At 67.7% G+C, this 7,710-nt stretch carries 8 protein-coding genes; 5 read left to right on the forward strand and 3 right to left on the reverse strand.

Annotated elements, in window-relative coordinates; translation table 11 throughout:
* The first annotated feature begins 109 nt into the window (after positions 1 to 109).
* The gene (locus tag ABZ260_RS42090; protein ID WP_355628994.1) at positions 110 to 1,096 is read left to right on the forward strand and encodes a carbohydrate kinase family protein; all 987 of its coding nucleotides are present in this window, start codon (positions 110 to 112) and stop codon (positions 1,094 to 1,096) included.
* A gap of 149 nt (positions 1,097 to 1,245) precedes the next feature.
* On the opposite strand, the gene ABZ260_RS42095 is transcribed toward ABZ260_RS42090, so the two are convergent.
* The 3 genes from ABZ260_RS42095 to ABZ260_RS42105 form a co-directional block, all read right to left on the reverse strand.
* Positions 1,246 to 1,668 (reverse strand): CBS domain-containing protein, encoded by a 423-nt coding sequence (locus ABZ260_RS42095; protein ID WP_355628982.1) that lies wholly within the window; start codon positions 1,666 to 1,668, stop codon positions 1,246 to 1,248.
* Positions 1,669 to 1,729: 61 nt separating this feature from the next.
* Positions 1,730 to 1,999: a sulfurtransferase TusA family protein gene (locus ABZ260_RS42100; RefSeq protein WP_037970066.1), complete on the reverse strand. Its 270-nt coding sequence runs from the start codon at positions 1,997 to 1,999 to the stop codon at positions 1,730 to 1,732.
* Between the two features lie 25 nt (positions 2,000 to 2,024).
* Positions 2,025 to 3,161: an aminotransferase class V-fold PLP-dependent enzyme gene (locus ABZ260_RS42105; RefSeq protein WP_350930303.1), complete on the reverse strand. Its 1,137-nt coding sequence runs from the start codon at positions 3,159 to 3,161 to the stop codon at positions 2,025 to 2,027.
* 216 nt (positions 3,162 to 3,377) lie between these two features.
* On the opposite strand from ABZ260_RS42105, the gene coxB reads away from it, so the two are divergent.
* The 4 genes from coxB to ABZ260_RS42125 all read left to right on the forward strand — a co-directional run bounded on the left by coxB (position 3,378) and on the right by ABZ260_RS42125 (position 7,562).
* Complete coding sequence (coxB, locus tag ABZ260_RS42110) at positions 3,378 to 4,127, forward strand: cytochrome c oxidase subunit II (RefSeq protein WP_355628985.1); 750 nt, start codon at positions 3,378 to 3,380, stop codon at positions 4,125 to 4,127.
* Positions 4,124 to 5,785, forward strand: coding sequence for a cytochrome c oxidase subunit I (gene ctaD / locus ABZ260_RS42115; RefSeq protein ID WP_355628988.1), 1,662 nt, complete (start codon positions 4,124 to 4,126; stop codon positions 5,783 to 5,785). Before coxB ends, ctaD begins: the two co-directional genes overlap by 4 nt.
* Positions 5,782 to 6,177 (forward strand): cytochrome c oxidase subunit 4, encoded by a 396-nt coding sequence (locus ABZ260_RS42120; RefSeq protein ID WP_350930306.1) that lies wholly within the window; start codon positions 5,782 to 5,784, stop codon positions 6,175 to 6,177. The genes ctaD and ABZ260_RS42120 overlap by 4 nt, the downstream gene beginning before the upstream one ends.
* Before the next feature lie 155 nt (positions 6,178 to 6,332).
* Complete coding sequence (locus ABZ260_RS42125) at positions 6,333 to 7,562, forward strand: Ig-like domain-containing protein (RefSeq protein WP_355628991.1); 1,230 nt, start codon at positions 6,333 to 6,335, stop codon at positions 7,560 to 7,562.
* Positions 7,563 to 7,710: the final 148 nt, after the last annotated feature.

Raw genomic sequence — 7,710 nt, forward strand, 5'->3', positions numbered from 1 at the left:
GTCACCCCCGTCACCGCGCGGGGCCTTCGCGTGCCCACAAGGTCGCGTATTCTTGCGTGGCTCGATCGCCCACGTTCCCAGAGATGCTGACAACGAGGAGAAGAACCCCGTGCGCATCGCCGTCACCGGCTCAATCGCGACAGATCACCTGATGACCTTCCCGGGCCGCTTCGGCGACCAGCTCATCGCCGATCAGCTCCACCGGATTTCCCTGTCGTTTCTCGTGGACGACCTGCAGATCCGCCGCGGCGGCTGCGCGGCCAACATCGCCTTCGGCATGGGTTGCCTGGGTCTTCGGCCCGTCCTGGTCGGCGCGGTCGGCGCGGACTTCGCCGACTACCGCTCCTGGCTGGAGCGCCACGGCGTCGACTGCGACTCCGTCCACGTCTCGGAGCTGCACCACACCGCCCGCTTCCTGTGCACGACCGACGACGACCACAACCAGATCGCGTCGTTCTACACCGGTGCGATGGCCGAGGCCCGTCTCATCGAGCTGGGCCCGATCAGCCAGCGGCTCGGTGGCCTGGACCTGGTGCTGATCAGCCCCAACGACCCCGAGGCGATGCTCAGGCACACCGCCGAGGCGCGCCAGCGCGCGATCCCGTTCGCCGCCGACCCCTCCCAGCAGCTCGCGCGGATGCCCGGCGAGGAGATCCGCGACCTGGTCGACGGTGCCGCCTATCTGTTCGGCAACGACTACGAGAAGGGCATGATCGAGCAGAAGACCGGCTGGGCCGACGAGGAGATCCTCGACCGGGTCGGCGTCCGGGTCACCACGCTCGGCCCCAAGGGCGTCGTCATCGACCGCAAGGACGAGCCGCCGCTGCACGTCCCCCCGGCGCCCGAGCTCGGCAAGGCGGACCCCACAGGCGTGGGAGACGCCTTCAGGTCCGGTTTCCTGGCGGCGCTGGCCTGGGGCCTGTCCCTGGAGCGCTGCGGCCAGGTCGGCAACCTCACCGCCACCCACGTGCTGGAGCGCGTCGGCGGCCAGGAGTACGAACTCGGCCAGAAGATCTTCCTGGAGCGCTTCGCCGACGCCTACGGCACCGACGCCGCGGCCGAGGTGGCCGGCTTCGTGAAGTGCCACCACGCCTGAGCCGCCGCTCGGACAGCGGCCGACCGGCGCCGGGCACCGCCGGGATCACCGGTGGCCCGGACCACCGCTGGACCGGCGGCTGAGCCACGCCCGGCTGAGATCACCCGACATCGGGCACTCAGCCGGGCGGGATGCCGTCCCGGAAGGTGTCAGGCGCTCGCGTAGACGCGGTGCACGAACTCGGCGAGCTTGTCGTCGGGCAGGTGCCTGGCCAGGTCGGCCTCGCTGATCATGCCGATGATGCGGCCGTCCTCGATCACCGGCAGCCGCCGTATCTGGTTCTGTTCCATCTTGGCCAGCGTCTCGTCGACGCTGGCGTCCGACGACACCCAGACCAGGCCGGTCGCCAGCTCACCGGCGGTGACCTTGGACGGGTCCATGCCATGGGCCACGCACTTGACCACGATGTCGCGGTCGGTGATGATCCCCTTCAGCCGGTCGTCGCTGCCGCAGATGGGTAGCGCGCCCACGTTCATGTCGCGCATCATCTGTGCGGCCCGGTCGAGCGTCTCGTGTGCCTCCACGCACCGGACCCCGGCATGCATCAGACTCCTGGCGGTCTCGCCGCTCATACTGTCCCCCCGAACCGTTTGATGGATTTTCGGGGAGGGTCATACCCAGTTTCAGGACAAGTCAGTAGTTGCGGCGCACGTGGATGGACCAGCCGCGCTCGGGGAGCTCGTAGCTGGCCACGTGGTGGTGCGACTTCAGCCGGCACCAGGCCGGGATGTCGGTGAAGGCGGCGGGATCGTCGGCCAGGACCGCGACGATCGCGTTGAGCGGCACGTAGTTGATCTGCTCGGCCAGCATGATGATGGGAATCGGGCACTTCTTGCCCAGCGCGTCGATGGTCAGTGCCGGGCTCTGGGCCGATCCCGCCGGGTTGGCCTGGCTGGACGTCATGGAGTCTTCACTTCCCAAGTGTTGATCACAGTTTAACCCCCGCCTCCTCGCGGATCCTGCGTACCGTGCCGGGCAGGACGGCGAGGAAACGGTCGACATCCGCCGCCGAGGTGCCCCTGGGCAGCGACACCCGCACGTTCCCGTGGGTGAGCACGCCCATGGCCTCCAGAACATGTGATGGACGAAGCGTACTCGCCGTGCAGGAACTGCCGGACGATACCGAGAATCCGGCCTTGTCGAGTTCGGTGAGCAGTGCCTCACCTTCCACGTAAAGACACGAAAAGGTGACGATGTGCGGCGCCCGCACGACCGGATCACCGATGACCTCGACATCGGGGACCAGCCGGGGCACCTCGCTCCTGACGCGGTCCACGAGCGCGGAGAGCCTGGCCGACTCCACGGCCGACTCGGCCACAGTGGCACGCAGCGCGGCGGCCGCCGCGACGATCGCCGGCACGTTCTCGAAACCGGGGACCCGGCGGCGCTCGCGGTCGTCCTCGGGCAGCGGGCTGCGCCACCGGGTGCCCTTGCGGACCACCAGCACGCCGACCCCCGCCGGGCCGCCCCACTTGTGCGCGCTCGCGGCCAGCACCGACCAGCCGCCGGGCAGCGGCATCCGGCCCGCGGTCTGGGCGGCGTCCACCAGCAGCGGCACCCCCGCCTCGGCGCACGCCGCCGCCACCTCGGCGACCGGCTGGACGGTCCCGACCTCGTGGTTGGCGCTCTGCAGACAGGCCAGGGCGGTGCCCTCGGCGAGAACCGCCTCGCGGAAGGCGCCGATCTCGACGGCGCCGGTGATCCCGACGCCGACCGTCTCGACCGAGCCGCCGTCGCGCTCGTGGATGCCGGCCGCGTGCAGCACGCTGGAGTGCTCCACGGCCGAGGTCACCAGGCGGCGGCCGCTCCTGCGGCGCCCGTGCAGGGTGCCGAGCACGCCCAGGTGCACCGCCTGGGTGCCCGACGAGGTGAACGAGACCTCGTCGGCTCTGGCGCCCAGGGCCTCGGCGACCTCGGTCCTCGCCTGTTCCAGTAACATCCTTGCCCGGCGAGCGGAACCGTACAGCCTCGCGGGGTCGGCCCAGCCGACGTCGAGGGCCGCGATGAGAGCCTCCCGAGCCTGGGGGTGCAGCGGCTCAGTGGAGGCCGCGTCGAAGTACGCCACGCTCCAATCGTCGCACCACGCGTGGTGCGGGCGGGGGCTGCGCGGGGGGGCGACGGTTGTCCGCGCTAATGTGTCCCCCAGCGTGAAGCTGTGAACTACAAATCTTGAACGTGAACAAACGACCGCCCAGGAGCGACTCCTGGGCTTCATCTGTGGGGTAGGCGATCCGTGAGTCCGACCCGCCGTTCCGCACGGCGTCCGTTGGCCCGCCGCCGGGTGCCACGCGCTGCCGCTCTGGCGCTGCTGCTGGTTTCCCTGACGGCGTGCAGTGCCGAAGAATGGTCCCGAGGCGGCCTGCCCGAGGGCGTCACCAAGCAGTCCGAATCCGTCCAGAGCCTGTGGAACGGATCGTGGATCGCCGCCCTCGCCACCGGTGTGGTCGTGTGGGGTCTGATCCTCTGGTCCGTCGCCTTCCACCGTAAGAAGAAGAACTCCAAGGAGGAACTGCCGCCTCAGGTGCGGTACAACCTGCCGATCGAGATCCTCTACACGGTGGTGCCGATCATCATGGTCGGCGTGTTCTTCTTCTTCACCGCGCGGGACCAGAACTACATCAACACCCTGTCCGGCAAGCCCGACGTGACGGTCAAGGTCGAGGGCTTCCAGTGGAGCTGGCGCTTCACGACGGAGTACAACGGCAAGACCGTCCAGGTCGTGGGCCTGCCCGCGGCCGACTACACCAAGGGCCCCGAGCTGGTGCTGCCGGTCGAGAAGAACGTCGAGTTCGACCTCCACTCGCCGGACGTCATCCACTCCTTCTGGGTCCCGGCGTTCCACTTCAAGCGCGACGTGATCCCGGGTGTGAACAACAAGTTCGAGGTCCAGACGCTGAACAAGGAAGGCATCTACGCCGGCCGTTGCGCCGAGCTCTGCGGTGTGGACCACAGCCGGATGCTCTTCTCGGTGAAGCTCGTGTCCCAGGCCGAGTTCGACCAGTACATCGCTAGCCAGGCGGGTGCCCAGTGACCGCACATAACCCAGCAGTTCCCCTTCCCTCGGCGCCGACCCGCAAGGGCTCGGTCGTCGTCAAGTGGGCGACGTCCACCGATCACAAGATCATCGGACATCTCTACCTGATCACCTCGTTCGTCTTCTTCCTGATCGGCGGCGTCATGGCGCTGATCATGCGGGCGGAGCTGGCCCAGCCGGGTCTCCAGCTGACCACGAACGAGCAGTTCAACCAGCTGTTCACCATGCACGGCACCGTCATGCTGCTGATGTTCGCGACCCCGCTGTTCGCCGGGTTCGCCAACGAGCTCATGCCGCTGCAGATCGGCGCGCCCGACGTCGCCTTCCCGCGGCTGAACATGGTCAGCTACTGGCTCTTCACCTTCGGCAGCACCATCGCCCTGTCGGGCTTCCTCACCCCGGGCGGCGCGGCCAGCTTCGGCTGGTTCGCCTACACCCCGCTGTCGAACGCGATCAGCTCCCCGGGCATCGGCGGCGACCTGTGGATCGTCGGCCTGACCATCAGCGGTCTGGGCACGATCCTCGGTTCTGTGAACTTCATCACCACGATCGTGTGCATGCGCGCGCCCGGCATGACCATGTTCCGTCTGCCGATGTTCACCTGGAACGTGCTGCTCACCTCGATCCTGGTGCTGATGGCCTTCCCGGTGCTGGCCGCCGCGCTGCTGGCGCTGGAGTCCGACCGCAAGCTCGGCACGCACATCTTCGACCCCGCCACCGGCGGGGCGCTGCTCTGGCAGCACCTGTTCTGGTTCTTCGGCCATCCCGAGGTCTACATCATCGCGCTGCCGTTCTTCGGCATCGTGACCGAGATCCTGCCCGTCTTCAGCCGCAAGCCGCTGTTCGGCTACATCGGCCTGGTGGGCGCGACCATCGCCATCGCGGGTCTGTCGATCACGGTGTGGGCGCACCACATGTTCGCCACCGGCCAGGTGCTGCTGCCGTTCTTCTCCTTCATGACGTTCCTCATCGCGGTGCCCACCGGGGTGAAGTTCTTCAACTGGATCGGCACCATGTGGCGCGGCCACCTGTCGTTCGAGTCGCCGATGCTGTTCTCGATCGGCTTCCTGGTGACCTTCCTGTTCGGCGGTCTGACCGGTGTCATCCTGGCCTCCCCGCCGCTGGACTTCCAGGTGTCCGACTCCTACTTCGTGGTGGCGCACTTCCACTACGTGGTGTTCGGCACCGTGGTGTTCGCGATGTTCGCCGGCTTCTACTTCTGGTGGCCCAAGTTCACCGGCAAGATGCTGAACGACAGGCTGGGCAAGATCCACTTCTGGACGCTGTTCGTCGGTTTCCACGCGACCTTCCTGGTCCAGCACTGGCTGGGCGCGCAGGGCTTCCCGCGCCGCTACGCCGACTACAGCCCGATCGACGGGTTCACCGACCTCAACATGGTCTCCTCGGTGGGCGCGTTCCTGCTGGGCGCCTCCACACTGCCGTTCCTCTACAACGTGTGGAAGACCCACAAGACCGCGCCGCAGGTCACCGTGGACGACCCGTGGGGCTACGGCAACTCCCTCGAATGGGCGACGTCCTGCCCGCCGCCGAGGCACAACTTCATCTCGCTGCCTCGCATCCGGTCCGAGCGCCCGGCGTTCGACCTCAAGTACCCGCACACCCCGGCCCCCCGTGAGCTGGAGGAGGTCCGATGAAGGTCCAGGGCTGGTTGTTCATCCTCTGCGGCGTCTTCTTCGCCGCCGTGGACGTCGTCTACTGGTACTGGTCGAGGGAGCCGGTCGGCACGACGGCGATGGCCATCTCGGTGGGCTTCGCGCTCATGATCGGCTACTACCTGATGTACACGGCCCGCCGCATCGGCGATCAGCCGGAGGACGACAAGCAGGGCGAGATCAGCGACGGTGCCGGAGAGCTCGGCTTCTTCAGCCCGCACAGCTGGTGGCCGCTCTTCGTCTGCCTGGCCGTCTCGCTCGCCGGGGTCGGCCTGGTCATCGGCTGGTGGCTGTTCCTGATCGGCGTGTTCGCGATCATCATGAGCATGATCGGTTTCGTTTTCGAGTACTACCGGGGCAACTTCTCGCACTGACCCCGCGTCCCACCGCGAAAAGCGGGCCACGGAAAAACTTCCGTGGCCCGCTTTTTGGCGTTTATTTGGGGCTCAGGGTGGATGTCTTATGTGGTGGACCGCTTACTCCGGGTAATAACTGAATCAGTGGTTCAGTCCGGGACAGGGGAGTTCATGTGGGGCACGCGATCCGTGGTTCGAGCCAGGGAGCGGGACTGCTGGCCCTCGTGCTGGTGACGACCTCCTGCTCGACAAGCACCGCCGTACGCGAGGATCAGACGCCGCAGGCGTCCCAGCAGGCGGAGTCCGCCGCCGCCGTGGTCACCGTGGCACCGTTCAAGGGGGCCAGGGGAGTGCCGACGGACACTCCGGTCCTGGTCGCGGCGCAGGGCGGCACTCTGAAGTCGGTCACCGTCAGGGCCGTGAAGGGCGCCAAAGGCTCTCTGCCGGGCGTTCTCAGCGCCGACGGCACACAGTGGCGCAGTCGTGGTACGGCGGCTCCAGGAGCCTCCTACGAGGTCTCGGTGACGGCGGTCAATCCGGCGGGCGCCGTCACCCAGACGACCTCGTCCTTCTCCACGGTGAAGGGCCGCGAGACCTTCGCGATCGAGAGCTTCATGCCGGACCGGGACATGACCGGTCTGACCGTCGGCGTCGGCATGCCGGTGATGATCACCTTCGACCACCCCGTCACCGACCGCGTCTCCGTCGAGCGCAACCTGTTCGTCCGTACCTCCAGGCCGGTCCTGGGGGCGTGGCACTGGTTCGACGACCGCAACGTGCACTTCCGCCCGAAGAACTTCTGGCCCTCGGGCACCAAGGTCAGGGTCGAGGCCCGGCTGGCCGGGGTGCGTGGCGGCGCCGGCCTGTACGGCGCGGCGAACCGGACGGTCAACTTCAAGGTCGGCCGCGCGCAGATCACCCGGGGCAGCATTCCCTCCCACCACCTCACGGTGCGGCGCAACGGCAAAATCGTCAGGGAGATCCCGATGAGCGCGGGCCAGGGCGGCGTCTGGAAGTACCACACGACCAGCGGCGTGCACCTGGCGATGTCCAGGGAGAACGTCACGGTGATGACCTCTCCGGGCATCGGGCCCGGCTCGGCCGGCTACTACCAGCTGACCGTCTACGACACGGTCCGCATCTCCAACAGCGGCGAGTACATCCACAGCGCCCCCTGGTCGGTCGGCTCCCAGGGCTACTCCAACGTCAGCCACGGCTGTGTCAACGTCAGCCCGAGCAACGCCAAGTGGTTCCTCGACAACACCCTGATCGGGGACCCGATCATCATCACCGGCTCGCCCCGCGTCCTGGAGCCCACCAACGGCTGGGGGCACTGGCAGGAGAGCTGGCGGGAATGGCTCAAGTGGAGCAGCCTCAAGCACTTCACCACCGACGACGTCTGAAGCCGCGCCCCCGCCTGACCGGAGGTGCCCGCGGAGGCCCCTGAAGGGGGCTCAGGGTGGCCTTCCGGGGCACTGGCCGCTGATCCTGGTGCCGATCCTCGGCGCGCCCAGCGTGCTGGCCACCTTCATCATGAGGCAGTTCTTCATC

Origin of the sequence: Streptosporangium sp. NPDC006013, assembly GCF_040614275.1 — a bacterium.
Taxonomy (GTDB): Bacteria; Actinomycetota; Actinomycetes; order Streptosporangiales; family Streptosporangiaceae; genus Streptosporangium.

Coding starts and splice junctions, on each gene's coding strand:
- ABZ260_RS42095 (WP_355628982.1), bottom strand. CDS start 1,668: ATGAGCGGCGAGACCGCCAGGAGTCTGATGCATGCCGGGGTCCGGTGC.
- ABZ260_RS42100 (WP_037970066.1), bottom strand. CDS start 1,999: ATGACGTCCAGCCAGGCCAACCCGGCGGGATCGGCCCAGAGCCCGGCA.
- ABZ260_RS42120 (WP_350930306.1), top strand. CDS start 5,782: ATGAAGGTCCAGGGCTGGTTGTTCATCCTCTGCGGCGTCTTCTTCGCC.